General features: G+C 59.6%; 24 protein-coding genes and 1 pseudogene. 10 read left to right on the forward strand and 15 right to left on the reverse strand.

The genetic code is table 11. The features are described from left to right. Positions 1–8 precede the first annotated feature (8 nt). The 7 genes from REA38_RS00585 to REA38_RS00615 all read right to left on the reverse strand — a co-directional run bounded on the left by REA38_RS00585 (position 9) and on the right by REA38_RS00615 (position 6,238). Entirely contained in the window at positions 9–500 is a 492-nt protein-coding gene (locus tag REA38_RS00585) for a fimbrial protein (protein ID WP_050438937.1), read from the reverse strand. A gap of 15 nt (positions 501–515) precedes the next feature. Then, on the reverse strand, positions 516–998 hold the full coding sequence (locus REA38_RS00590; protein WP_033638535.1) for a fimbrial protein: 483 nt from the start codon (positions 996–998) through the stop codon (positions 516–518). A 21-nt stretch (positions 999–1,019) separates the two neighbouring features. After that, on the reverse strand, positions 1,020–1,649 hold the full coding sequence (locus REA38_RS00595) for a fimbrial protein (protein WP_194243208.1): 630 nt from the start codon (positions 1,647–1,649) through the stop codon (positions 1,020–1,022). Positions 1,650–1,697: 48 nt separating this feature from the next. Continuing rightward, positions 1,698–2,456, reverse strand: coding sequence for a fimbria/pilus periplasmic chaperone (locus tag REA38_RS00600; RefSeq protein ID WP_060430544.1), 759 nt, complete (start codon positions 2,454–2,456; stop codon positions 1,698–1,700). 33 nt (positions 2,457–2,489) lie between these two features. Beyond that, the gene (locus tag REA38_RS00605; RefSeq protein WP_049197304.1) at positions 2,490–5,015 is read right to left on the reverse strand and encodes an outer membrane usher protein; all 2,526 of its coding nucleotides are present in this window, start codon (positions 5,013–5,015) and stop codon (positions 2,490–2,492) included. A 61-nt stretch (positions 5,016–5,076) separates the two neighbouring features. Beyond that, the gene (locus tag REA38_RS00610) at positions 5,077–5,622 is read right to left on the reverse strand and encodes a fimbrial protein (protein ID WP_033647884.1); all 546 of its coding nucleotides are present in this window, start codon (positions 5,620–5,622) and stop codon (positions 5,077–5,079) included. 91 nt (positions 5,623–5,713) lie between these two features. Next, positions 5,714–6,238 carry a fimbrial protein gene (locus REA38_RS00615; RefSeq protein ID WP_308884545.1) on the reverse strand — a complete coding sequence of 175 codons (525 nt, stop codon included), beginning with the start codon at positions 6,236–6,238 and terminating at the stop codon, positions 5,714–5,716. A gap of 775 nt (positions 6,239–7,013) precedes the next feature. Between REA38_RS00615 and REA38_RS00620 the strand changes: the two genes are divergently transcribed. After that, complete coding sequence (locus REA38_RS00620) at positions 7,014–7,286, forward strand: hypothetical protein (RefSeq protein ID WP_033647885.1); 273 nt, start codon at positions 7,014–7,016, stop codon at positions 7,284–7,286. A gap of 62 nt (positions 7,287–7,348) precedes the next feature. Here the strand turns inward: REA38_RS00620 and REA38_RS00625 are convergent, their stop codons facing one another. From REA38_RS00625 to REA38_RS00635, 3 genes are all read right to left on the reverse strand, one after another. Then, a complete protein-coding gene (locus REA38_RS00625; protein WP_126192927.1) occupies positions 7,349–8,782 on the reverse strand; it encodes an EmmdR/YeeO family multidrug/toxin efflux MATE transporter in 1,434 nt (477 codons plus the stop codon). 114 nt (positions 8,783–8,896) lie between these two features. Next, positions 8,897–9,295, reverse strand: a complete 399-nt coding sequence (gene gspS / locus REA38_RS00630) for a type II secretion system pilot lipoprotein GspS (RefSeq protein ID WP_308884547.1) — start codon at positions 9,293–9,295, stop codon at positions 8,897–8,899. A 76-nt stretch (positions 9,296–9,371) separates the two neighbouring features. Next, positions 9,372–9,572: a hypothetical protein gene (locus REA38_RS00635; RefSeq protein ID WP_015378375.1), complete on the reverse strand. Its 201-nt coding sequence runs from the start codon at positions 9,570–9,572 to the stop codon at positions 9,372–9,374. A 217-nt stretch (positions 9,573–9,789) separates the two neighbouring features. On the opposite strand from REA38_RS00635, the gene REA38_RS00640 reads away from it, so the two are divergent. Continuing rightward, positions 9,790–10,224, forward strand: a complete 435-nt coding sequence (locus REA38_RS00640; protein WP_039565328.1) for a DoxX family protein — start codon at positions 9,790–9,792, stop codon at positions 10,222–10,224. Between the two features lie 54 nt (positions 10,225–10,278). Here the strand turns inward: REA38_RS00640 and REA38_RS00645 are convergent, their stop codons facing one another. Both REA38_RS00645 and REA38_RS00650 read right to left on the reverse strand, forming a co-directional pair. After that, positions 10,279–10,911 carry a helix-turn-helix domain-containing protein gene (locus tag REA38_RS00645; protein WP_033647887.1) on the reverse strand — a complete coding sequence of 211 codons (633 nt, stop codon included), beginning with the start codon at positions 10,909–10,911 and terminating at the stop codon, positions 10,279–10,281. 135 nt (positions 10,912–11,046) lie between these two features. Further along, positions 11,047–11,853: an IclR family transcriptional regulator C-terminal domain-containing protein gene (locus REA38_RS00650; RefSeq protein ID WP_033635136.1), complete on the reverse strand. Its 807-nt coding sequence runs from the start codon at positions 11,851–11,853 to the stop codon at positions 11,047–11,049. A 190-nt stretch (positions 11,854–12,043) separates the two neighbouring features. Here REA38_RS00650 and REA38_RS00655 point away from each other — a divergent pair, with 190 nt between their 5' ends. From REA38_RS00655 to pcaC, 6 genes and pseudogenes are all read left to right on the forward strand, one after another. After that, positions 12,044–12,733, forward strand: coding sequence for a 3-oxoacid CoA-transferase subunit A (locus REA38_RS00655; protein ID WP_033647888.1), 690 nt, complete (start codon positions 12,044–12,046; stop codon positions 12,731–12,733). Positions 12,734–12,743: 10 nt separating this feature from the next. After that, positions 12,744–13,397 (forward strand): 3-oxoacid CoA-transferase subunit B, encoded by a 654-nt coding sequence (locus REA38_RS00660; protein ID WP_047571456.1) that lies wholly within the window; start codon positions 12,744–12,746, stop codon positions 13,395–13,397. 10 nt (positions 13,398–13,407) lie between these two features. Next, the gene (gene pcaF / locus REA38_RS00665) at positions 13,408–14,610 is read left to right on the forward strand and encodes a 3-oxoadipyl-CoA thiolase (protein WP_060425935.1); all 1,203 of its coding nucleotides are present in this window, start codon (positions 13,408–13,410) and stop codon (positions 14,608–14,610) included. Positions 14,611–14,613: 3 nt separating this feature from the next. After that, positions 14,614–15,957 (forward strand): 3-carboxy-cis,cis-muconate cycloisomerase, encoded by a 1,344-nt coding sequence (locus REA38_RS00670; RefSeq protein WP_164134310.1) that lies wholly within the window; start codon positions 14,614–14,616, stop codon positions 15,955–15,957. Next, a pseudogene (gene pcaD, locus REA38_RS00675) lies at positions 15,954–16,697 on the forward strand (3-oxoadipate enol-lactonase); the annotation flags it as partial. The gene REA38_RS00670 and the pseudogene pcaD, both read left to right, overlap by 4 nt. Continuing rightward, positions 16,698–17,108 (forward strand): 4-carboxymuconolactone decarboxylase, encoded by a 411-nt coding sequence (gene pcaC, locus REA38_RS00680; RefSeq protein WP_223182120.1) that lies wholly within the window; start codon positions 16,698–16,700, stop codon positions 17,106–17,108. 9 nt (positions 17,109–17,117) lie between these two features. Here pcaC and REA38_RS00685 read toward each other — a convergent pair whose 3' ends face one another. From REA38_RS00685 to pcaH, 3 genes are read right to left on the reverse strand one after another with little or no spacing between them, the layout of a single operon-like run. Next, the gene (locus REA38_RS00685) at positions 17,118–18,050 is read right to left on the reverse strand and encodes a LysR substrate-binding domain-containing protein (protein WP_033635142.1); all 933 of its coding nucleotides are present in this window, start codon (positions 18,048–18,050) and stop codon (positions 17,118–17,120) included. 58 nt (positions 18,051–18,108) lie between these two features. Continuing rightward, positions 18,109–18,729 (reverse strand): protocatechuate 3,4-dioxygenase subunit alpha, encoded by a 621-nt coding sequence (gene pcaG, locus REA38_RS00690; RefSeq protein ID WP_033635143.1) that lies wholly within the window; start codon positions 18,727–18,729, stop codon positions 18,109–18,111. Further along, positions 18,729–19,466, reverse strand: coding sequence for a protocatechuate 3,4-dioxygenase subunit beta (gene pcaH, locus REA38_RS00695; protein WP_033647894.1), 738 nt, complete (start codon positions 19,464–19,466; stop codon positions 18,729–18,731). The genes pcaG and pcaH overlap by 1 nt, the downstream gene beginning before the upstream one ends. Positions 19,467–19,695: 229 nt before the next feature. On the opposite strand from pcaH, the gene REA38_RS00700 reads away from it, so the two are divergent. Together REA38_RS00700 and REA38_RS00705 are read left to right on the forward strand one after the other, a co-directional pair. Beyond that, positions 19,696–21,591 (forward strand): TIM barrel protein, encoded by a 1,896-nt coding sequence (locus REA38_RS00700; RefSeq protein WP_308884552.1) that lies wholly within the window; start codon positions 19,696–19,698, stop codon positions 21,589–21,591. Between the two features lie 254 nt (positions 21,592–21,845). After that, positions 21,846–23,222, forward strand: coding sequence for an aromatic acid/H+ symport family MFS transporter (locus tag REA38_RS00705; protein WP_308884554.1), 1,377 nt, complete (start codon positions 21,846–21,848; stop codon positions 23,220–23,222). Positions 23,223–23,332: the final 110 nt, after the last annotated feature.

The raw sequence follows: 23,332 nt of genomic DNA on the forward strand, positions 1-23,332 counted from the left end.
TCCCTCCTTCACTGGTAGTCAGCCTGCAGGGTCGCCGTGGCGTCGAACGCCCCTTCCGTCAAGGTTTCCCCCGCCTTGCCGACCGGCACCGCTTCCAGCACCGGCGGCTTGAGCGGATCGATGGGCAGCGAACTGCCCACTTTGAATGGCGCGGCATTTTGGTAAATGCGAATGCCCAGATAACGGTGGTTGGTTTGCACCGCCGCCTCATCGAAAGAGGTCGCCGTGCCGTTCAGGCGCAACATCATGTCCCACTTGCCGATCCCCGGCTCGCAGGTAATGCGATAGCCGATGGTTTGCCGGTAATTCACGCCGTCGACCTTATTGATACCGACGCGATCGCCGAAATCCACATCGATCACGCCATCATCGTTGATGGTGCAGGGCGGCGGCTCGATCAGCGTGCCGCGGAACTGCATATCGACCGTTTTTTCCGCCCAGGCGAAGTGGCACACCACGCCGGCGCACAGCAGCACGCTCGCCGTTAAACGCTGTTTCATGCTCTAGCTCCTGCGTTACTGATAGTCCACTTTCATCGTCGCGCCGGCGGTGAATTCGCCCGCCGTCAGTTTGGCAGTGGCCGATTTCACCGGCACCGCCTCAAGCGTCGGCGTGACGGGATAGGTAAAACTCAACCACTGATTGATCGGCCAGCGGCCGCCCCCGTGAAGCAGCGCGATGCCCAGTCCGTCCTGGCTGGTGCGCAACAATTGACCGTCGAAACCGGCCGCCGCCCCCTGAACCTGCAGTTTGAGAGCGTTGCTGCTCTGCCCGTTGCACGTCAGCGTATAGTTCACCGGCCGCCGATAGTTGCTGCCGTCGATCCGGGTGGTCATCACTTCATCGCCGAAATTCACCTCGATAGGCTGCCCACCGTTGATAACGCAGGGAGGGGAAAGCACGGTGACCCGCACGTTCACCAGGGTGTTCGCCTCAGCCGACAGTTGAACCAGCGCCAACAGCCCCGCCAGCCAGAGCGCCGTTCGGCTTCGTTTCATCATCTGCGCCATCTCGCCGCCTCAGTCATAACTCAGCCTAAAATCCACCGCCGCCCGATAAGCGCCGGCCATCAACGGCGCCGCGGTTCGCTCCGGCGCGACGGTGTAGCTCAAGGTATTCTGCCCCGGCGTCAGCATCAGCGGCTCACCGCGGCTGCCCAGGCGAACGTCGCGGCCGCGGCCGTCCAGCAGGCGCAGCCCCAGACCAGACACGCCCTGCGCTTTCACCAACTGTGGGTTGTCCATATCCGCCGGCGCGCCGAAGCTGACCGTCACCGCCGGTTGGTTCGGCGCCCAGGTCAGCGCGCCGGTGCGCGCATCGCGCTGGCTGGTCGAGGCGCGCAGACAATCTTGCAGACGCAGCTCGAACGCCACCGGCAGCCCGCGATCGCCGGCCTGCCGCAAGCGTGCGGTGCCGGTTTCCCCCAGCCAAATATCCTGCCGCGCGCTGGTCATCTCCAACCGACAGGCACTCTCCGTCAGCGCGCCGCGCACCTGCAACACGCCGTTGGCGCCTTCCACCTGCCAGTTGTCGGCCGCGACGGCTTTCGGCAATAGCAGCGGCAACATCAGCGCCAGGCCGCCCATCGCGGCGTAATAGCGCCATTCGCAGCGCTGCGGCAGGCTGTCCTTTTTCAGTTTTCGTTTCATCCTTTGCACCTGAGTCACTCTCCCGTCGATAACGGCCTGAACAGAGGGTTATGAAGCCGGTTTCTTTTCCGGCACCACTTTGCAACTGCCGCCGCTGCAGCTGAAACTGAGCTGCGGCCGGCCGCCGTAGTCGTTGATATAGGTCAGCACCGGGCTACCGCCCAGGGCCGCCGCGCTCACGGTCAGCCGCGCATTGCTCTTGGGCGCGATCATGAAGGGCTCGAAACCCTGCGCGCCTTCGCCGTGCTTTTTGCTCCCGGCATCGACAATGGTGATGTAATAAGGGGTCGGGTTATTGACCTGATAGCCGTCTCCCTGCCGCGTCAGTGTCAGTTGCTCTTGCCACGGCGTCGCCATGTCGGCGCGGCTCGGCACGATCGCCGTCGGCCGGTAAAACAGCTTGATGCGCGTTTGCAGCGCGATCTGCAGCGTGTTCGGTTTGTCGCTCTTCGGCGGGATCTCGCGCAAATTGAAGTAGTACAGGCTCTCGCGATCCTGCGGCAGCTGTTTGGCCGCCGGCAGCGCCTGAATCTTTATCTGGCTCGGTTTGCCCGGCTCGATGCGCTGCACCGGCGGCAGCACCACCAGCGGGCTCTGAATCTTGTTGCCCTGCTCGTCCTCCAGCCAACCCTGCGCCAGATACGGCAGCTGTTTGTTCTGGTTGCTGAGGTTCAGGCTGACCGAGCTCTGGCCGCCGTCAAAGATCACCCGGGTACGATCGAGCGCGATCGCCGCCGATGCCTGCTGCGACATCGCTATGCTCAACAGGGCGATCGCCGCCGCGGTCTTCAGGGAAATGTTCTGCATGTTGTCGATTACTCCAGATTCAGAATGATGAATTTATTCAGCCGGGGCGAGCGGCCGGCAAGGCAGCAACAATGTGCGCATCAGCATGTCGGCCGGCAGCGAAGACGGCAGCTGTATTTGGCACTGTGCGGCGCCATTCCAGTGGACCGTCATGGTTTCACCGGCGTTGATGCCGCTCAGGTAGACGCTGCCGCCGTCGTTGACGATGCCGGTTTCCTGTTTGCGGGCGTTCAACACCGTAGCGCCGAACGGCGGCGTACTGCCGTCCGCCAGTTTGACGATCGCCATTGCCTTCTCACCGGCGATCACATCGAACTTGCGGTAGCCAATCGCCCCTTCCGTCAGGGTGGCCTGCACCACCGATCGGGTGGCCTCGGCGTTGTCTCCCAGCTTGTTCAGATCGATGCTGGCCTTGTTGCGGTAATAACTGTTGACGTCCGCCACCACCGCCTTGCCGAAGCGGTTGGTGCTCACGGTGCTGCCGTAGCCGCGCACCGGTACCCCGGCTACGCCGTTGGTGTCCAGCAACAGGCGCGTACCGCCCATAACGGTAGAGCGATGCAGCGCGCCGCCTTCCTGCGTGACGGTCATCCCTCCCTGCGCGGACAGGCCAACGGCGCTGTAGCGCCCGGCCTGATAGCTGGCGTTGGCGCTCAGACGCGCCACGTCGCCCTCGTGGTTGTAGTAGCCGTTCAAATTGGCGCCGCTACGCGCGCTGCCGGCGCTCACCTGATAGTTGTTGTGTTCGTCGACGCGGTTGTAGTACCCCACGCGATGAGTGTTGTCGTTGCGATTCACCGTGGTGTTGTAGCTGAGAGTGGCACCATTGCCCCACGGCATTGACAGCGACAGATACATGCCGTCGTCGTTGGTCTCGTTGTAACGGTTGCGATAAGCCGACAACGACAGGCTTAGGTTTTTGAAGTCGCCGATGTCGAAATAGCGCGACGCCGTCAGGCTGTAACGGTCATTGGCCGGGCGATCCCAATAAGTCTGATGGTTGTAGTTGAGGTAGGTGCTCAACCCCCAGTCGCGGAACTGCTTGTTAAAGGTGATGGTGTACATCTCCTTGTTGTTGCCGACCCGATTACCGTAATAACGCGCGTCGAGGTATTCGCTCATACTCATGTAGTCTTCTTCCGAGAAACGGTAGCCGGCGAAGGTGACCTGGCTGTCCAACTCATCGAAGGTTTTCGAATAGCTCACCCGGTAAGAACCGCCGCTCAGCGTTTTTTCCTGCTGCGGCAGGCGCGCCCGCGATTGGGTGGCGTCGAACGACAGCGCGCCGAACATCATCAGATCGCGCCCCACGCCCAGCGAAAGGGCGTTATAATCGCCGCCCGCCAACGCGCCGCCATACAACGACCAGCCGTTGCTGATGCCCCATGAGAATTCGCCGGTGCCAAACAGCGGCCCGCGAGCGTGGTGTTGCCAGTCGGACGGCTTGCCCGCCGCCAGTTTGAAACGCCACGAGCCCGGGCGGGTCAGATACGGAATGCTGGCGGTGTTCATCTTGAACGCCTGTACGCTGCCGTCCTGTTCTTCCACCCGCACATCCAACTCGCCGGAGATGGCGTCATTGATGTCCTGAATACGGAACGGCCCCGCCGCCACCTGGGTTTCATAAATGACCCGCCCCTGCTGACTGATGGTCACCTTGGCGTTGGTTTTGGCCACGCCGACCACCTCTGGCGCATAGCCGCGCAGGTTGGGCGGCAGCATATTGTCGTCGGAGACCAGACTCGCGCCTGAAAAACGGAAGCTCTCGAAAATGCCCGAATCCAAATAGTCTTCACCCAGCGTCAGGCGCGAACGCAGCGCGGGGATGGCGCGGTAGGCGTAATAGCGGCTCCACTCCAACTTCTTATCGGTAGGCTGCCCGACACCGGTTTGATGGTTAAGCTGCCCCTGCCAGTCGGCGCGAAGACGCCAGGCGCCGAGATTGGCGCCGGCGGTACCGTTGCCGCTGACGCTATACTCGCGAGTGCCCTCCTTTTGCTGATGCCGGCTTTGAGCATTGAGGTTATAGTCGAACAACAACCCCGGAATGCCCTCATCCCAGCGCGACGGCGGATCCCAGTCTTCCGAGCTGTACTCCATATAAGCCTGCGGCACGCTCAGATAGAGCGCAGCCGTCGCAAGATCGCCGCGCGACGCCATGCCTTTCAGGCTGGATTCGTCCAGACACTCACCCTGATGCCACCAGCTGAGCGATCGCATCATCTCTTGCTTCAGCCCCAATTGTTCGACCAACGCTTTGGTGATGCAGGCCCGGCTGCCGTCCGGATCGCTGTCCGGCGGATAAAACGATATTTTTTGCTCCGGCAGTTCGTTTTTATTGATATGAACCACCATGCTGTAACTCCCCGGCATAATGTAGCCGCTGCGGGAAAATTGGCTTAGGTCGATATTTTTCCGATCGTTAACATCCAGAATATCGGTATTAAATTGAATACCGTCTTCAGCGTAAACACGCGTTGATGAACTTCCCAGTGCCAGCGTGATACATAACCCCAAAACCTGAAATCGAAATAGCTTCCCAGCAGGTGATAACATCATATCCCTAACCTTTATCGTATATTTCCGTCGTTGCGGCCCACCGTAAGCCGTAATAAAAACTTCAGTAATAATCCAGCTTGAAGCGCACCGCAGAAAAATAGCTTCCGGCATGCAGCGGTTGCTTATTGGCAACCAGCTTGATGGAATAATTGAGCGACATGCTTCCTGGTGAAATATCGCCACGCGGCAAAGGCACGCCGGGCGCCGCGATATTCCCTTGGCCATCGGATATTTGCAGCGCCACACCCTTCGCGTCTCCGCGCACGCCGAATAACTCGCCATCGGCATCGCCGTCAAAAACAACCTGGAATTGCTTCCAGTTCGGCAAATTGGGCTTTGGCCGTTCAAACGTGCAGTTGATTAATTCGATGGTGAATGGGCGCGTATTGCCCTGTCCATCGCGCGCAATATTTCCCAGCGGCAACACATCCATATCGATAGTCTGATCGCGACTGCCGGCGGCAATGGCGCAAGCGGTATCGATAATGGCTCCTTGCATATTCACTCGCCCCCATCCCTGAACCTTGGGAGCAGCCTGAGTGGCCGGAATAACTAGCATGGTCATCAATATGCAAGGAGACACTAAATGGTAAATAAACCGGTTCATTGAATACCCCTGACAAATACCCTTCATCCTGGGAAAATGCATGCGGGATATCCCGCATGCATAAAAGACGTCACGCCAATGGCGATGAGACTTATTGGTAAGCCAGTTTGAAATCGGCTACGGCGGTGAAATCACCTGGAACCACGGTGGCGGAAGCGCCGTCACCCTGCAGGTAAGCCGCGAAGCGCAGCGTATTGTTGCCGTCGTTCAACGTCTGAGGAGCCGTTGCGGTGCCCAGTTTGATCGGATTGCTCGCCATGTCGGTAATGGCGATGCTGGCGCCGCTGGCGGTACCGATGATGCCCAGCAGATCAGGGTTCGCGGCGGAAGCCTTGCCGTCAAAAGTGGTGGTGACGGTTTTCAGCGTGGAGGTGTCGCACTGTTCCAGTTTAATATCGAACTGACGCGGCGCTGATTTGCCGCCATTTTTCAGCGCGACATTGGAAATCTGCCCCATTTCCACAGTTTGATCGACCGATTCAGGCGCAATGGAGCAAGGAGCATCAATAATAGAACCGGTAAAAGTCACTTTGCCATGACCCTGATCGGCGGCATTCGCCAGAGAAGACACGCCAAACGCCAGAATAGTTGCCAGCATGATTTTGTTCAGTTTCATAATTCACTTATTCCTTTAATATTGTGTAAAAAGCGCAGGATTGCTCCCGTTCCTTTAACAGCCATTTATACATTCCAGAATGAATAACGGTATTACTCTTCGCCAAAAAGAAAGACGTCGCAATTGTGAAATCGCGACTGTCAATTCATTACCACCCAATTAGGGTTATAAACGAATAGCTAAACAGGCAAAAGAAAAACACGCTTAAATAAAGATCGTCTAAAGACTTACCCTTCAGAGATATTTAAAATAAGTTCCGTCTTACCCGCTCATTTTGGCCTGGTTATTCTTACAAAAACACTCACACCTTGGAAAGCCATTTTAATCAAAACCAATAAATACAAAATATAAGCCCAAAAACCACGAGACGAATATATTTTTGCGAGACAACAGATCGTAAAAGCAATAACACCAGTAAATTGTATCGAAAAACATATTTTCCACGACATTAACGATCGCCATTTTGCTATTTGCGTTATAATGCGCCGAGAAAGAGAAGGAAGACTTAACGATCCGAACAGGTGAAAACCAGGCTCGGAAGTACACCATGGAGCAAAACAATGAAATACAGCCAATACACACAGCCTGCCGGGCCCCCGGCAACGGCATTCTCCATCCTGCCCCTTGCGCGCCGCCGGGTTATAGCGGCGAAAATATCAGGTTCAGACGGCCGTCCGGGAATAGCTCAGGAGCGTCTTGTCGGCAACCGGCACTATTCTCTGACCCATCTTTTACCGCTATATCAAAACTCACCTGAAGTTTAAGGGAGGCTTACATGGCAAAACGCATCTCAAAACAACAAGAATTGCAGAACCTGCAGCAACATTTACTCACGACGCTACACAACCTGTGCCCTTCAGCCAGGGAAACGCCGCCGCCGCCCCCCGGCGAATGGCCCACCACGCGCCAATTGGCCGAGTCCAACGACTTGACGATTTATCAGGCGCGCAATTTGCTGCTGAGCCTGGCGGGCAAGGGAAAAGTGCTGGTCACCCAAGGCCCTGTCAATAACTCACTGCGCTGGTATCCTTCGACTCACCACTCCTGACGACGCCATTTTCTTGTCGGCGGCCGTTCAATCGGCGCCGGCAGTTTCCCGATAATACACGGTTAACCTTTCCTCTCTCGCCTCATCCGCGGATATTTCCGCAGCCAGCGCCCGCTGACCATGCGCCAATAGAACAAGGCGCCGCGCACCGCCCAATCGAGGAACATCCCCAACCAGACGCCCACCACGCCCATGCCCAGTTCAATGCCCAGCGCGTAGCCCGCCACCACGCGGCAGCCCCACATGCCCAGCATCGTCACCCACATGGCAAAGCGGGCATCGCGCGCGCCTTTCAGCCCGGCAGGCAACACCCAGGAAGCGGCCCAGATCGGCATAAAGGCGGCGTTGAGCCAAATCAGGGTTTTCACCACCGATTTCACGTCATCCTGCGAGGTATAAAACGCGGCGAATACCCCGGCCAGCGGCGCCGTGCCCCAGGCGATGGCGGTTAGCCCAAGGGTAGACAGCCAGAAAATATGGCGCAGCTGCCGCTCCGCCTGGCCGATCTCGCCTTTGCCGAGCCGCCGGCCGACGATGATGGTCGAGGCCGATCCCAACGCGTTGCCCGGCAAGTTGATCAACGAAGCGATGGAGAAGGCGATGAAGTTACCGGCGATCACGTTGGTGCCCATGCCGGCGACGAACATCTGCGTCAACAGCTTGCCGCCGTTGAACAATACCGATTCAACGCTGGCGGGAATGCCGATCCCCAGCACTTCCCACAGGATGCTCATCTTCAGCGGCGTGAAATAGCTTTTCAGCGCGATGTGCAGCGCCGGGTTAAAACCGATCGCCAGCACATAGAGAATGGCGATGGCGCCGATATAGCGGGAAATCGTCAGCCCCAGCCCGGCGCCGACGAAGCCCAGCCCGTGCCAACCCAGCATGCCGTAAATCAGGATGCTGCTGATGATGATATTGAGGATATTCATGCCGCCATTGATCAGCAGCGGGATCTTGGTGTTGCCCGCGCCGCGCAGGGCGCCGCTGCCGATCAGCGCAATCGCCGCCGCCGGGTAGCTCCACACCGTGGTCTGCAGGTAAGAGAGCGCCAGCGCTTTCACTTCCGGCGAGGCCGCGCCGGCGATCACATCGATGATCGGTTCGCCCGCCAGATGAATGCCCGCCGCCAACAGCAGCGCCACGCCGGTCATCAAGACCAGCGACTGACGCGCCGCCGCCCGCGCGCGCCTGCGATCCCGCTTGCCGAGGCTGAAGGCCACCACCACGGTGGTGCCGAGATCCACCGCGGCGAAAAAGGCGATGATCACCATGTTGAAGCTGTCCGCCAGCCCCACCCCGGCCATCGCCTCTTTGCCGAGCCAGCTCACCAGAAAGGTGCTCAGCACCCCCATCAGCAGCACGCAGGCGTTCTCCAGGAAGATCGGCACCGCCAGCGGCGTGATCTCGCGCCAGAACAGCACGCGGTAGCTTTTCCGTTTGGCGTACCAGGGCGTATTTTCCACGCGCTGACGCAGGGCGGCATACAGGTTCAAGGTGGGCTCGGTGGATAAAAGTGAAACATCATTTCAAATGATGATCGATAAATCGTTATCCTGCAAAGAATTTTTGGGCGCCCGTGACGAGCACCCGACAGGCTTGCCGCAACGCTACTCCATGTAGTCTTCCTGATCGGCCTGCGCCGCCGCGATAAAGCGCGCGGTGCTGCGGCTGAGCGTGGCGCATTTATCCGTCAGCAGCTGATTGTCCTGCTGCAGAGTCAGGTAGCGCGCTTGGGTGAGCGCCGGCAGCTGCCGATACCCTGCCGCATGCGTGTCCCAGCCGCGGTGCTGCGCCGTACGCATCGCGGTGCGCTGCAATTTCACATCGTCCGGCACTTCGCTGCGCCCGCACGCCACGCGCAGGAAATGCCCGCCGGCCAGCATCAGAGCGATGTGATCCAACTGCGCCTGCAGCGGCGGCGCCGGTTTATGCGCCGTCTGCTGACAACCCGCAAGCAGCAGCAACGCCACCGCGCCGCAAAGAGAAGTGCGAAACAGAGTAGACATGGGCGCTCCCGGAAACCTGTGGGTGATGCAATGATCTTAGGTGAGCGGATGCCGGGCGGCAAGGCGGGCTACACGCTTAGCGCCGGCCGCTGCTGACCTTGGTGGCGCGGGCGGGGTTGCCGGCGACGAACTCCAGCGTGGGGGAATAGTAAAACGGCAGCCAGGCGTTATAGCCGCTCTCCCACTCCCATTTGACCGGGCAGGGCCACAGCATGTCTTCATGCAGGATGTAATAGATCCACCGCCCGGGCGGACGGCGCGGTTTGCGCGTTTTCATAGCGGGTTCGACGGCCTGATGGAATGCGATAGGGTGAACTGCTGCATTTTACCGCGATTTGGGTCGCGGGGACAGCCTGCGTTGCCGTGCGCAATGCCCGCCGAACCTCGCCCGCTGATTCGGCGTAAAGCCCGCCGTTTTACTGATCCAGAACATCTTTCGCATTCACCTTGCTGATATATTGATTGAAAATCATTCCTATTCAGGAGGAAGGGTCATGGTTAAGTCACTGAATGCGGCATTCACGCGCCTTTTTGATCGCCCGGACGCCGGTAAGTTGGCGCTCAGACTGACCTTCGGCGGGTTGATGCTGTTTCACGGCGTGGCGAAAATTCAGCATGGCATCGGCTGGATCGCCGATGCGTTACAACAACAGGGGCTGCCCGCCTTCATTGCCTATGGCGTGTATGTTGGGGAGATCCTGGCGCCGATACTGATCGTTTTGGGGCTGTTCACCCGCCCCGCCGCGCTGGTTTACGCCCTCACGCTGGTGGTGGCGTTTCTGATGGTGGGCACCGGCAAGGTGTTTACCGTCACAGACGTCGGCGCCTGGGGCATTGAAAACGAACTGGTGTTCTTTATGGGTGGGGTCGTCATCCTGCTGCTGGGCAGCGGGAAATACGCGATCGCGCGCAATGAAGCCTATCGGTAAGCGGCACTGTAAAGGAGGTTCCTGATTCGAACCTCCTTTTTGCTGAAACGACAATTAACTCTCGGCCAGGCGGTACACCGGGACCTTGCGCGTCGTGCCGGTCAGGGTGTCGAAGATCTCGGTTTCCGCCGTCACGATCGCCATGCCGGTTTTTCTTAGCCTGCGCACCTCGGCGGCAATGCGCTGAATGCCGAACCAGAACAATCCATCCAGCGCCGTTACCGGCAGCCCCTGCTCCAGCGCCAGCTTGAGCCGCTCACGCGGCGCTTTGAGCGCCTTGGCGATTTCCCGGTAAGGCAGCGCGTCCACGCCCGACGCCGAGGTTCGATGAATACGGGTCGACAGGCTGTACTGAAAGGCCTCCGGCACGCCGCTCAAATCGCTTTTCAGGCTGTAGACACAGCCGAAACGCTTGCCGTTGAACACCACATTTTTTTGACTTATCGACAGCTCATCGCGCAGGCCGGCGATCAGCTGCGGCGCCCGCACCAGCAATAAGCGAAACGGCAATTCGAAACTGGTCACATAGTCCACGTTGAGCAGCGCAATGCGCAGACGCTCTTCCGCCCCGGCCTGCGTCTCGCGGCACTCGTTCAGCACCTCACGCCACTGGTGCGCAAGCCGCGGGGCCTCATCCAGCGGCGCGAAATGGTATTTCTCGATGTGATAGTCGATTTTCTCGTTCATGTCCGTTGGCCCCCGCGTCAGTCATCTTTGCCAACAGCAAATTACCTTACCCGCGGGCAACAGTACAACACCGCATGACTCACCTGGCGCGGTAAAAAACCGGCGTTAACTCCGGCAGGTACCCAAAGTTCAAGATTAGTCGTGCAACAGCAGCGATATCTCTTCCGCGGCCGAGCGCAATAAAGGCAAGTGGTGCTGATACAAACGCTCTGCGGAAACCTGGCTGGCATGCACACCGACGTTCAACGCCGCGGCGATACGGCCGTCCGGCGTGGTGAGCGGCACCGCCAGTGAACGCAGGCCAATCTCCAGTTCCTGATCGTTGATGGCATATCCCTGCTGACGCACGCGCGCCAGCTCTTCCCGCAATGCGCTAACGCTCACCAGGGTATGGCTGGTGTAACGCAGTTGCGTCAGCCGCGCCAAATAGTCATTCAACGGCTCATTGGCGAGCCCGCTCAGCAGAACTCGCCCCATCGAAGTCGTGCTGGCAGGTAAGCGACTGCCGACGTGCAAATCGATGGTCATGATCCGCGAAGTCGATGCGCGGGCGATATAAAGAATGTCATCACCGTCCAATATGGCCATGGAACAGGACTCATTGAGCGTCTGGCTGAGTTGCCTCAACACCGGTTGCGCGGCGTTGGCCAACGGCGAAGCCGCCAGCCAGTTATGGCCCAGCGACAAGACGCGCGGGCGCAGCTCATAATTCTTGCCGTCTTCCGCGTACACAAAGCCCAGTTTACTCAGGGTGTAAAGGCAGCGGCGCACCGCCGCGCGCGGAATGCCGGTACGCTGGCTAATCTGCGATACCGACATCAGCCGCCGCTGCGGCGTAAAAGCCTGCAGAACTTCCAATCCTCGCGCCAAAGAGGCCATAAAGTCGGGATCCCCCTTCCAGGGATCGGTGCTGCTGCGCGTAATTTCCTGTCCTTTTTCCATTCTCGTTACCCCGCTGTCTGCCTGAAATTTCGGTGTGCCGACGATCACAGCCTGCGAACCTTTGTTAAACAATAGCCGATAATCGCACACTTTTTCGATAATCGGTATTGTTTGCCTGAAAGGGACGATCTACTTTTCCCATTGACGATAGACACTCCCCCCGGCGGGCATCGAACAAAAGGAACAACAGATGATCGATAAAAGTGTGGCCACCCTGGAAGATGCCGTGTCCATCATTCCGGACGGCGCGAGCATCATGATTGGCGGCTTTGGCCCCGCGGGACAGCCGCTGGAACTGATCGATGCGCTGATTGAACGCGGTGCCCGCGAGCTGACGGTAATCAGCAATAACGCCGGCAACGGCGACAGCGGCCTCGCGGCGCTGCTCAAGACCGGCTGTGTGCGAAAGATGATTTGCTCCTTCCCGCGCCAGGCCGATTCGTGGGTCTTCGACGATCTTTATCGCCGCGGCGCGATCGAACTGGAACTGGTGCCGCAGGGCAACCTGGCGGCCCGCATGCAGGCCGCCGGCAGCGGGTTGGGCGGCATTTTCACCCCAACCGCCTTTGGCACGCCGCTGGCGCAAGGCAAAGAAACGCGTGAAATCGACGGGCGTCATTACGTGTTTGAAACACCCTTGAAGGCGGATTTCGCCTTGATAAAGGCCCATCGGGGTGACCGCTGGGGCAATCTGGTTTACCGCAAAGCGGCGCGTAATTTTGGCCCGGTGATGGCGATGGCCGCCGCCACGACGATAGCGCAGGTGGCTGAATTGGTGCCGTTGGGCGCACTGGATCCGGAAAACGTGATAACGCCGGGCATCTTCGTCCAGCGCCTGGTGGCGGTGGCGCGCCCCGCGACCTTTTCCCTCTCTGCCTGAGGAGTAGAACATGCAAAAATTAACCCGCGACCAATTAGCCCAACGGGTGGCGCGCGATATTCCGGAAGGCGCCTACGTCAACCTCGGAATCGGGCTGCCGACCCGCATCGCTAACTACCTGCCCGCCGACAAAGAAGTGATTCTGCACAGCGAAAACGGCCTGCTCGGCATGGGGCCGTCACCCGCGCCGGGCGAAGAAGATCCGGAACTCATCAACGCCGGCAAAGAGCTGGTGACCTTGCTGCCCGGCGGCAGTTATTTCCATCACGCCGACTCTTTTACCATGATGCGCGGCGGCCATCTCGATATCTGCGTGATGGGGGCGTATCAGGTCTCGGCTGCCGGCGATCTGGCCAACTGGAGCACCGGCGCCGAAGACGCGATCCCGGCAGTGGGCGGCGCCATGGATCTGGCCATCGGCGCGCGCAAAGTCTATGTGATGATGGACTACCTGACCAAGACCGGCGAATGCAAGCTGGTGGAACAGTGCAGCTACCCGTTGACCGGGTTGGCCTGCGTCAGCCGCATCTATTCGGATATGGCAATCATTGATATCACCCCGGACGGCCCGCGGGTGCTGGAGCTGTGTCCGGGGCTCACCTTTGACGCGCTGCAAGCGTTAACCCCGATACGTTTACTGCAATCTGACCTGATCCCCGCTTGAGGAAATCGCCATGCAACAGGCTTTAATCTGCGATGCCGTTCGTACGCCCTTTGGCCGTTACGGCGGCGCATTATCCGCGCTGCGCGCCGACGATTTGGCCGCCCTGCCCCTGAAGGCGCTGCTTGCCAGACTGCCGCAGCTGGATCCCCAGGCCATTGATGACGTTATTCTGGGGTGCGCCAACCAGGCCGGTGAAGACAACCGCAACGTGGCGCGAATGGCGCTGCTGCTGGCCGGATTGCCGCACTCCGTGCCGGGCACCACCCTCAATCGCCTGTGCGGTTCGGGATTGGACGCGGTAGGGATGGCGGCGCGCGCCATTAAATGCGGCGAAGCGGAGGTCATCATCGCGGGCGGCGTGGAAAGCATGTCGCGCGCGCCCTTTGTCACCGGCAAAGCGGACAGCGCCTTCAGCCGATCGCTGAAAATGGAAGATACGACGATGGGATGGCGCTTTATCAATCCGCAAATGCGCGCTCAGTTCGGTGTCGAAACCATGCCTGAAACCGCCGAAAATGTGGCTCGCGAATTCGCCGTCAGCCGCGCCGATCAAGACGCCTTTGCATTGCGCAGCCAACAACGCACCGCCCGCGCTCAGGAGCTGGGCCTGTTTGATGAGGAACTGATCGCCGTCAGCATTCCGCAACGTAAAGGCGAACCGCTCAGCATGGTTCGCGACGAACATCCCCGCAGCACCTCTTTGGCCGCGCTGTCCGCACTGAAGGGCGTCGTACACGCCGAGGGGAGCGTCACCGCCGGCAACGCCTCGGGCATCAACGACGGGGCCAGCGCCCTGCTCATTGCCAGCGAACGCGCGGCGGTGCAGTATGGACTCGCCCCGCTGGCGCGGGTGGTCGCCATGTCCGCCTGCGGCGTAGAGCCGCGCATCATGGGTTACGGGCCGGTTCCCGCGGTCCGCAAGGTACTGGCGCAAACCGGTTTGAGCCTGGCGCAAATGGACGTCATCGAGTTGAATGAGGCCTTTGCCGCCCAGGCGCTGGCCGTGACGCGCGCCCTGGGGTTACCGGATGATGCGGAACAGGTCAACCCTAACGGCGGCGCCATCGCGCTGGGCCATCCTCTGGGCGCATCCGGCGGCAGGCTGGCCATGACCGCCGCTTATCAGCTGCGTCGCACCGGCGGGCGCTTTGCCCTGTGCACCATGTGCGTAGGTGTTGGGCAGGGCGTCGCCTTGATTCTGGAACGGATATAACCAATGTCACTCTATAGCGCAATGTTTATGACGTCGCCATTAACGCCCTGCTTCAGCGATACGGCCCTGCTACAGGGCATGCTCGATTTTGAAGCCGGCCTGGCGCAAGCCCTGGCATCTGCAGGGATTATCGATGACGAGTCTGCTCGAATCATACGCAGCCACTGCCGGGCGGAAAAACTCGACGCCGCCGCGCTGGCGCAGTCCGCCGGATTGGCGGGCAACTTAGCGATTCCGCTCGTCAAACAGTTGACGGCGCTGGTGGCTCAACGCTCGCCGGACGCGGCGCGCTTCGTTCACTGGGGGGCAACCAGTCAGGATGCGATTGACAGCGGACTGGTGCTGCAACTGCGCAGCGCGCTCAGCCAAACCGACACGCTGCTCAATCATCTGATTGCGGCGCTGACGGCGCAATGTCGGCGCCATAGCGCAACGTTAATGGTCGGCCGCACCTGGCTGCAACACGCGTTACCCACGACGCTGGGGCTGAAGTTGGCTGGCACGCTGGACGCCTTGCTGCGCTTTCGGGTTCGTCTGGCTGAAATGCGGCCACGCGTGCTGGCGCTGCAATTCGGCGGTGCCGCCGGCACGCTCGCCTCATTCGGCGAGCAGGGAGAACGCGTCGAGCAGGCGCTGGCGGAAGCGCTGGCGCTGCCGCGCAGCGCCACGCCGTGGCATACCCAACGCGACCGGTTGCTGGAACTGGCCGGCTGGTATGCCGGACTCACGGGCACGCTCGGCAAGCTGGCGCGTGACATGTCGCTGTTGATGCAAACCGAGGTCGCTGAAATCAGCGAACCTTCGGCCCCGGGTCGCGGCGGCTCCTCCACCATGCCGCATAAGCGCAATCCGGTACTCTGCGCCGCCATCCTCAGCGCGGCTAACCGCTTGCCTGCGCTGATGGCGGGATTGTATGCCGGCCAGGTGCAAGAGCACGAACGCGCGCTGGGAGGCTGGCAGGCCGAGTGGCAAAGCCTGCCGCAGCTCCTGGTGCTGAGCGGAGCGGCAATGGCGCAAAGCCTTGACCTCGTTAACGGCCTGGAGGTGCATGAAGCGGCGATGCGGCGCAATCTGGCGCTGACGCAGGGGCAGATCATGGCTGAATCGGTTTCCCTGGCCTTAGCCCCGCTTCTCGGCCGCCAGCAGGCGCACCAGCATATCGCGCAATGTTGCCGCCAGGCTCAGGCAACGCAGCAATCCCTGTTAACCCTGCTGTGCGCCGATGCGGAAGTCTCTTCCCGACTCAGCCGGGAGGCTCTGGAGACGTTGCTCGATCCGGCCAATGCCACAGGCAGCGCACAGCGTTTCATTCAACAAGTTCTGGCATCGGCCGAAAAGGAGCAATGATGTTGAATTATGTCCTGGAAGGGCCCGAAAACGCCCCGGTCATTCTGTTCAGCAACTCGCTGGGGACGTCATTGGCAATGTGGCAACCGCAGCGCGACGCGCTCATCTCCCACTATCGCATTCTGCGCTACGACGTTGCCGGCCACGGCGCATCGCCGCCCGGTGAACAACCCGGATCGCTGGCGCTGCTGGGCAGACAGGTGCTGTCATTGCTGGACGCTCTGGCGATTGAGCGCGTCCATTTTTGCGGTATCTCCATGGGGGGGTTAACGGGATTATGGCTGGCGCGTTTTCATCCCGAGCGCTTGCTGACGTTGACCATCGCCAATAGCGCAGCAAAAATTGGAACGGCGGCGAATTGGCGACAACGCGCCGCGCAAGTGCGTCAGTCGGGGATGTCCGCCGTCAGCGATGGCGCAGCATCACGCTGGTTCACGCCGGCATTTTGCCAATCCGCCCCCGCCAGGGTGCAAGCATTATTGAAACAGCTGACCGCCTGCGATCCCAACAGCTATGCCGCTTGCTGCGAAGCATTGGCGAACGCCGATTTACGCGCCGAGTTGGAAGGGATCCTCGTGCCGACGCTGATTATCGCCGGACATGACGACGCGGTAACCACCGTCGATGATGCCAAAGCGTTAGTGGCGGGCATTCCCGGCGCTCAATGCGTCATCTTACCCGCCTCTCACCTTTCCAGCGTCGAGGCCTGGCGGGCATTCAATCGCACTTTCCGGGCCTTTTTGGATGAACAGCTCACGCAGCGGCAACGCTATCAGCAAGGCATGACGGTGCGCAGAGCCGTATTGGGCGATGAGCATGTCGATAATACCCTCGCGGCGCTGTCGCCGTTCAACGAGGAATTTCAACATTTCATCACTCGCTACGCCTGGGGGGAAATGTGGACGCGTCCGGGTCTGTCGCGCCATACCCGCAGCCTGATCACCATCGCGATGTTGATCGCCTTGAATCGCGAAGCTGAACTGAAAATGCATATACGAGCCGCCTTCAACAACGGCGTCACGCGCGAAGAGCTCAAAGAAGTCCTGATGCATGCGGCGCTTTACTGCGGCCTGCCCGCCTCGAACGCCGCCTTTCATTTGGCGCAATCCGTCTTTGCGGAACACGATGCCGGGCAGCCGCCGGTCGAATAGAACAGCCGTTTATACCGGCACATCCAGTACTCTCTGACGCAGCGCTGCGACCAGGCGCTGCTGCTCAGGGGGCGTGAACGCCTCTTGCCGGGTAATGATGCCCAACGGTTCTGCCATTCCCTGAGTAGGCAACGGCAGCGCACGCAGGTGATTGCCGAACAGATCGTCGCGCACCGCGCCGTAAGGCACCAGCCAAACATAGCCATACTGCAACGTCAGGCAGCGCGCCAGCGTGACCGACAAGGTCTCGACGCAGCCTTCCGGCACGGCCAGCCCGTGGCTGACAATGAGCGCCTCCGCATTCTGGCGCGGTACGGTCCCACGCGGTGAGAGCACCAATGGCCAACTCAGGGCCTCCGCCAGCGTGACATCCGCATGCAGCAGCGGATGATGGGGGGAAACCACCAGCCGCAGCGTTTCATGATACAGCAGCTCGAAATTGAGCCCCTCCATGCGAGAGGGGTCTGACATACGCCCTATCCCTAAGGTTAATTGCCCGGATCTCACCGCCATCATCAGCGCATCGTTGGCCAGCGTCGAAACCTGCATGCGCCAACCTGGCGATTGCTGCTGCAACCCCACCACGACCGGCGCGACCAAACTCACCAGCGTGGTGGGCAGCGCCCCGATATGCAGCGGCGCCGGCAGCGCCTCGCTGTCCGATGCGACCGTACGCCCCAACACATTCAGCGCATCCAAAACGCGCCCCGCATCCTGCAGGAAACGCGCCCCGGCGGCGGTCAGCTCTGCCCCCTGCCGGCTGCGCGAAAACAGGCGCTCGCCGGCCAGGCTTTCCAGTTCATTGAGCGTTTTGGAGAGGGCGGGCTGCGTGATGCCCAATTGCTGTGCGGCGCGCACCAGCGTCCCCTGCTGCGCGGTAGCGACAAAGGCGTGCAGATGACGCAGGCGGATGCGTTGGCTAAAGCGAGAAGTCATGTTCATGATTTATAGTATTAACTTGCCGCCGACGCGGCAAGCTCATTCACAGGGCGAACGGAGGTCAAATATCAAAAAAAACGGTCTCGTTCTCGCCCTGTAGCCAGATATCGAAATGGTATACCGTCTGATCACCGCGCTGCCGCCTTTGCGCCAATAACGTGCCGCGCCGTTTCTCCCATTCAATGAGGTTCAACACCGGATCTTCAGCGTTCGCCGCCTGCTCGTCGGCGAAGTAAAGACGCGTGTTCAACCCGATGTTGATGCCGCGGGCCACGATCCATAAATTGAGATGAGGCGCCATCAGCCGGCCGTCGCGCCCCATCACTCTGCCCGGTTTAATCGTCTCAAATTGCCACAGGCCGCTGGTGAAATCCGAACAGGTTCGCCCCCAGCCGCGAAAAGCGGGGTCGTCGGGTTTATCTCGTTGGCCGTCGGCGGGATGCTGATATCGCCCGGCGGCGTTGGCCTGCCAGACTTCAACCAGCGCGTCTCGCACCGGCGTGCCGGTACCGTCATAAACATGCCCTTCCACCACGATGCGTTCCCCGCGCGTTTCCGGTTGCGTCAACACATGGGTGAAATTACGCTCAAAAATGTCAAAACCGGCGGCATGCGGCGCCAAACCGATGTGCACATAAGGGCCGGCGGTTTGCGAGGCCGTTTCAGACAAATACTTTTTCATCACGCGGCTCCCTGTGTACGGTTCTCAAACCACGTGGCCCGGTGGCCGCGCAGCACCAGATCGAAGCGGTAGGCCAGGCTGTCCAGCGGCACGGCGGCGTGCATATCCAGCTCGGCAATCAGCGTGCGCATCGCATCGTCGCTGCCTACCGACTGCAAGATGGGGCAACGAACGAGCAACGGATCGCCTTCGAAATACATCTGCGTGATCAACCGCTGCGCGAACGCCTCGCCGGAGAGCGAGAAGTGAATATGCGCCGGACGCCAGTCGCTGACCTGATTGCGCCAGGGGTACGGGCCCGGCTTGATGGTGCGAAAACAGTAATACCCGTTGTCGTCGGTCAGCATCCTGCCGCAGCCGCCAAAATTGGGATCGATAGGCGCCAGATACTGATCCTTCTTGTGACGATAGCGCCCTCCCGCATTGGCCTGCCATACCTCGACCAGGGCGTTGCGCACCGGCGCCCCGAAGGCATCGCGCACATATCCATGCACGATGATCCGCTCGCCGATCGGTAAGCCGTCTTTGGCGTAGTTCAGAATCAGATCGTGATCAATCGGGCCGATATCCGTTGGCGTGAACACGGGTGCGGTCAGTTCAGACAGCGAGTTTTGCAATGAAATTAATGCATTGCGCGGCGATCGCAGCACGCTGGTTTTATACAGCGGCGCCAGCGCAGGCGGGTGATGGCTGTAATCGCGATGCACCAGTTCTCGCGCCATCCAATCACTTTTCATCCCGGTATCCTTATTATTTGAGGGTACATGTCGACAGAGTGTAGGAAGCGCAATATGTAAAAGTAAAGTGAGAAAATCGATCGCTTTATATAACCAAAAGTCATGGAATGTTCTGAATTGACGAAACATTTCATTTGGTCCATAACAGGTTTCAATTCCCGTCGGTGGTCCGCCTCGCTACTGAATGGTCGCTTTCAGGTCATCCATGACCGCTTAACTGGAGGCAATGATGAAACGTTCTATCGCGACGGTCTCGGTATCGGGCTCGCTGCCGGAAAAACTGCGGGCTATCGCCGCCGCAGGCTTTGATGGCGTCGAAATTTTCGATAACGATCTGGTCTATTACCCCGGTTCACCGGCGCAAATCCGTGAGCTGTGCGCCGAACTGGGCCTGGAAATTTTGCTGTTCCAGCCGTTTCGAGACTTCGAAGGCGGCCCGCGCGAAAGCCTGGCGCAGAACCTTTCACGCGCAGCGCGCAAGTTCGACGTCATGCAGCAATTGGGCTGCTCGCGCATGCTGCTCTGCAGTAATGTCTCGCCCGACAGCAGCGAAGACCTGGCCACGCAAGTGAGCGATTTGCGCGCGTTGGCGGAGTTGGCCGCCGAGTATGATATTACTGTCGGTTATGAAGCGCTGGCATGGGGACGTCACGTGAACCTGTGGCGCGACGCCTGGGCGCGGGTTAAGGCCGTAGACCATCCGGCGCTGGGGATCATTCTCGATAGTTTTCATATCCTGTCGCGCGGCGATAATCTTGACGGCCTTGATGAAGTCCCCCCCGAAAAAATTGTGTTTGTACAACTGGCGGACGCCCCGCTGCTGAAGATGGACGTGCTCGCCTGGAGCCGCCATTTCCGCTGTTTCCCCGGCCAAGGGGAGCTGAACCTGGCTCAGTTCATGACTCAACTTTCCGCGCATGGCTATCGCGGCGCCTGGTCGCTGGAGATATTTAACGATGGTTTCCGCGCCTCGCCGGTGCTTCCCACGGCTCAGGACGGTTTCCGATCGTTGTTGTGGCTGGAGGAACAAACCTATGACTGGCTGGCCAAACAGCCTCTGCTGCCCAACGCCATGGCCTCGCTCATAGAACATTCATTATTTCATTCAGAAGCGCATCCCCCCTTGCTGGCGCTGGAGTTTATCGAATTTGCCGTCTCGCACAGCGATGGGCTGGCGATGGGCCAATGGCTGACGCAGTTGGGATTGGTTCACGCCGGCGAACACCGCTCCAAAAGCGTCGCCCTCTATCGCAACGGCAAAGTGAATGTCATTCTGAATGCCCAACCGGAAAGTCAGGCCAGCGGCTATTATCACTTGCACGGCATTTCTCTTTGCGCCGTGGCGTGGCGGGTTCGCGGCGTAGCGCGTTTACTGCAACGGGCGCAAGACTACGGTTACGCCCTCTGGCAAGGAGAAACCGGCCCCAACGAGCGGCAAATTCCCGCCCTGTGCGCACCGGACGGCAGCCTGATTTATCTGGTCGAGGCGGACGAAGATCCCAAGAACGATATTTATCACACCGATTTTCATCTGACGCATCGCAGCGCGCCGCCGCCTGCACTGCAGAGCATCGATCACCTCGCGATAGCGCTGACGGACGAATCTTGCGGCAACTGGATCATGTTCCTGCGCAGCGTGCCGGGTTTTGTGCAGGACAACGAGTGGGAACTGCCCGATCCGTTGGGTTTGGTGCGCAGCCGCGTGTTGCGCAGCCCCAACGACGCCATCCGGCTGCCGCTGAATATGTCGGTGAGCCGGGAAACCCAAATCGCCCAGGCATTAACCACCTATCAGGGCGCGGGATTACAGCATGTCGCCTTTGGCTGTAATGATTTGTTCAGCGTCGTGAAAGCGGCTCAGCAGCGTGGATTAAAAACGCTGAGCATCCCCGATAACTACTATCAAGACCTCAGAGCGCGTTTCGATCTTGATCCCGTTTTCCTTTCGCAGCTGCAAGCGTTCAATGTGCTCTACGATCGAGACGAGCAAGGTGGAGAATTACTGCACGTCTATACCGTCGCCTACGAGAAAGGGCGCTTCTTCTTCGAGTTATTGGAACGTCGGGGCAGCTACCGCGGCTTCGGGGCCGCCAACGCCCCGGTTCGGCTCACCGCCATGCGTTAACCGTGCGGGCCATCAAGGCCCGCTCATTCTTTCATCTTACTGAAAAGGTTAATGATCGCGCTCACACTCTCAACCGCTTCCGGCTCAGCCATTCCCACGGCAATCCCTTTTCATAGCATAAGGTTAACATTCCACCCTCACTTCCCTCTCACCTCATCGTCCGATAAACGCACATTATTTCGATAATCGACATTTATTGCCCCACCAACGGCTGCTTATAGTGATGACACTCAACTACTGCACCGGGAGCCCCCATGTCGGGAAACAACGCAATCAATGTTCGGGCGCTGATCGACAGCCGCCCCTTAGGGAAATGGCAAAAGATGGTCGTGCTGCTCGGCTTTTGCATCATTGCTCTGGATGGATTCGATATCGTTATCATGGGATTCATTGCGCCAGAGCTTAAGGCCGATTGGCAAATCACTAATCGCGAGCTGGGGCTGGTGATCAGCGCGGCGCTGATTGGCCTGTCGCTGGGCGCGATGCTTTCCGGGCCATTGTCAGACAGGTTCGGCCGCAAAGTGGTCATCATCAACAGCGTATTCTTTTTTGGCGTTTGGACGCTGGTGACGGCGTTTTCTCAAAATATGGAGCAGATGATGTTATTTCGCCTGCTCACTGGCTTGGGGCTGGGCGCCGCCATGCCGAATGTCGGCACCCTGGTGGCGGAATTCGCGCCTGCCCGGCGCCGCGCTTTCTTGATTACCGTGGTCTTCTGCGGCTTCACCTTTGGCGCCGCCTTGGGCGGATTCGCCGCCTCTTGGCTAATGCCACGCTTCGGCTGGCATTCCGTGCTGCTGCTCGGCGGGATCTTGCCCCTGCTGTTCGCGCCCGTGCTGATGGCAGCATTACCCGAATCGGTGTGTTTCCTGGTGGAGAAACGGGCGAAAAACGACGGAATTCAGCGTATTTTGGCGAAACTGGCGCCCGACCTCGATCTTCAGCACAGCACCATCATATTGCCCCCGCCAAACCAGGCCTGCGCGCACCCCATCAAATTAGTGGTGAGCCCGCAGTACCGTTTCGGCAGTTTAATGCTGTGGGGATCGTATTTTTCCGCGCTGTTTCTGTTCTATACGTTGGGCAGCTGGCTGCCGTTGCTGATTAAAGACGGCGGCTTCAACGTCACGCAAGCGGCGATCATCACCGCCCTGTTTCAGGCGGGCGGCACGCTGGGCTCACTGTTTTCCGGCTGGCTGATGGACAGGTCCGAACCGCATCGCGCTTTGGCGTCCATTTATGGGATGGGGGCGCTGTTCACCCTGCTTATGGGGCCGGCGATGGGCTACCCCGTCCTGATGGGAGGCTGCGCGATGGCGATCGGATTCTGCATCGGAGGAGCCAACACCGGCATGAACGCCCTGTCGGCCAGTTTTTATCCCACCGAAGCCCGGGCTACCGGCTCCAGCTGGATGCACGGCATCGGTCGTTTGGGCGCCATATTGAGCGCGCTGGCCGGCGCTGAAATGCTGGCGCTCGGTTGGAGCTTAAGCACCATTTTCACCGTGCTGGCGCTGCCGGCGCTATTGACGGTGGCGATGATCGTCGCCAAAGGGCGCCATCAAGTTCGCCAAGCGGCAGGGCATGGGTATAAGGCTTACCTTGACGCACGTTCAAATGACATGCGCTGAACGCGCGGAGTAGCCCCCGTTTGAACAGCGACGACAGGATAGCGGGAATGACATTCCCCCCCTTCCTTTCTTCGGTACAGACGCCTTCCGGCTGCAAACACGCGGCGCCC

The sequence above is a fragment of the Serratia sp. MF1(2023) genome, from assembly GCF_030954545.1.
In the GTDB taxonomy this organism is placed as follows: Bacteria; Pseudomonadota; Gammaproteobacteria; order Enterobacterales; family Enterobacteriaceae; genus Serratia; species Serratia sarumanii.

What these genes read in the sequence shown, in the direction of transcription:
- REA38_RS00585 (WP_050438937.1), bottom strand. Translation starts at nt 500, where the DNA reads ATGAAACAGCGTTTAACGGCGAGCGTGCTGCTGTGCGCCGGCGTGGTG.
- REA38_RS00620 (WP_033647885.1), top strand. Translation starts at nt 7,014, where the DNA reads ATGGCAAAACGCATCTCAAAACAACAAGAATTGCAGAACCTGCAGCAA.
- REA38_RS00650 (WP_033635136.1), bottom strand. Translation starts at nt 11,853, where the DNA reads ATGGAAAAAGGACAGGAAATTACGCGCAGCAGCACCGATCCCTGGAAG.
- pcaF (WP_060425935.1), top strand. Translation starts at nt 13,408, where the DNA reads ATGCAACAGGCTTTAATCTGCGATGCCGTTCGTACGCCCTTTGGCCGT.
- REA38_RS00595 (WP_194243208.1), bottom strand. Translation starts at nt 1,649, where the DNA reads ATGAAACGAAAACTGAAAAAGGACAGCCTGCCGCAGCGCTGCGAATGG.
- gspS (WP_308884547.1), bottom strand. Translation starts at nt 9,295, where the DNA reads ATGTCTACTCTGTTTCGCACTTCTCTTTGCGGCGCGGTGGCGTTGCTG.
- pcaH (WP_033647894.1), bottom strand. Translation starts at nt 19,466, where the DNA reads ATGAAAAGTGATTGGATGGCGCGAGAACTGGTGCATCGCGATTACAGC.
- REA38_RS00590 (WP_033638535.1), bottom strand. Translation starts at nt 998, where the DNA reads ATGAAACGAAGCCGAACGGCGCTCTGGCTGGCGGGGCTGTTGGCGCTG.
- REA38_RS00670 (WP_164134310.1), top strand. Translation starts at nt 14,614, where the DNA reads ATGTCACTCTATAGCGCAATGTTTATGACGTCGCCATTAACGCCCTGC.
- REA38_RS00700 (WP_308884552.1), top strand. Translation starts at nt 19,696, where the DNA reads ATGAAACGTTCTATCGCGACGGTCTCGGTATCGGGCTCGCTGCCGGAA.
- REA38_RS00610 (WP_033647884.1), bottom strand. Translation starts at nt 5,622, where the DNA reads ATGAACCGGTTTATTTACCATTTAGTGTCTCCTTGCATATTGATGACC.
- REA38_RS00660 (WP_047571456.1), top strand. Translation starts at nt 12,744, where the DNA reads ATGCAAAAATTAACCCGCGACCAATTAGCCCAACGGGTGGCGCGCGAT.
- REA38_RS00645 (WP_033647887.1), bottom strand. Translation starts at nt 10,911, where the DNA reads ATGAACGAGAAAATCGACTATCACATCGAGAAATACCATTTCGCGCCG.
- REA38_RS00705 (WP_308884554.1), top strand. Translation starts at nt 21,846, where the DNA reads ATGTCGGGAAACAACGCAATCAATGTTCGGGCGCTGATCGACAGCCGC.
- REA38_RS00640 (WP_039565328.1), top strand. Translation starts at nt 9,790, where the DNA reads ATGGTTAAGTCACTGAATGCGGCATTCACGCGCCTTTTTGATCGCCCG.
- REA38_RS00655 (WP_033647888.1), top strand. Translation starts at nt 12,044, where the DNA reads ATGATCGATAAAAGTGTGGCCACCCTGGAAGATGCCGTGTCCATCATT.
- REA38_RS00600 (WP_060430544.1), bottom strand. Translation starts at nt 2,456, where the DNA reads ATGCAGAACATTTCCCTGAAGACCGCGGCGGCGATCGCCCTGTTGAGC.
- REA38_RS00605 (WP_049197304.1), bottom strand. Translation starts at nt 5,015, where the DNA reads ATGATGTTATCACCTGCTGGGAAGCTATTTCGATTTCAGGTTTTGGGG.
- pcaG (WP_033635143.1), bottom strand. Translation starts at nt 18,729, where the DNA reads ATGAAAAAGTATTTGTCTGAAACGGCCTCGCAAACCGCCGGCCCTTAT.
- REA38_RS00685 (WP_033635142.1), bottom strand. Translation starts at nt 18,050, where the DNA reads ATGAACATGACTTCTCGCTTTAGCCAACGCATCCGCCTGCGTCATCTG.
- REA38_RS00635 (WP_015378375.1), bottom strand. Translation starts at nt 9,572, where the DNA reads ATGAAAACGCGCAAACCGCGCCGTCCGCCCGGGCGGTGGATCTATTAC.
- REA38_RS00615 (WP_308884545.1), bottom strand. Translation starts at nt 6,238, where the DNA reads ATGAAACTGAACAAAATCATGCTGGCAACTATTCTGGCGTTTGGCGTG.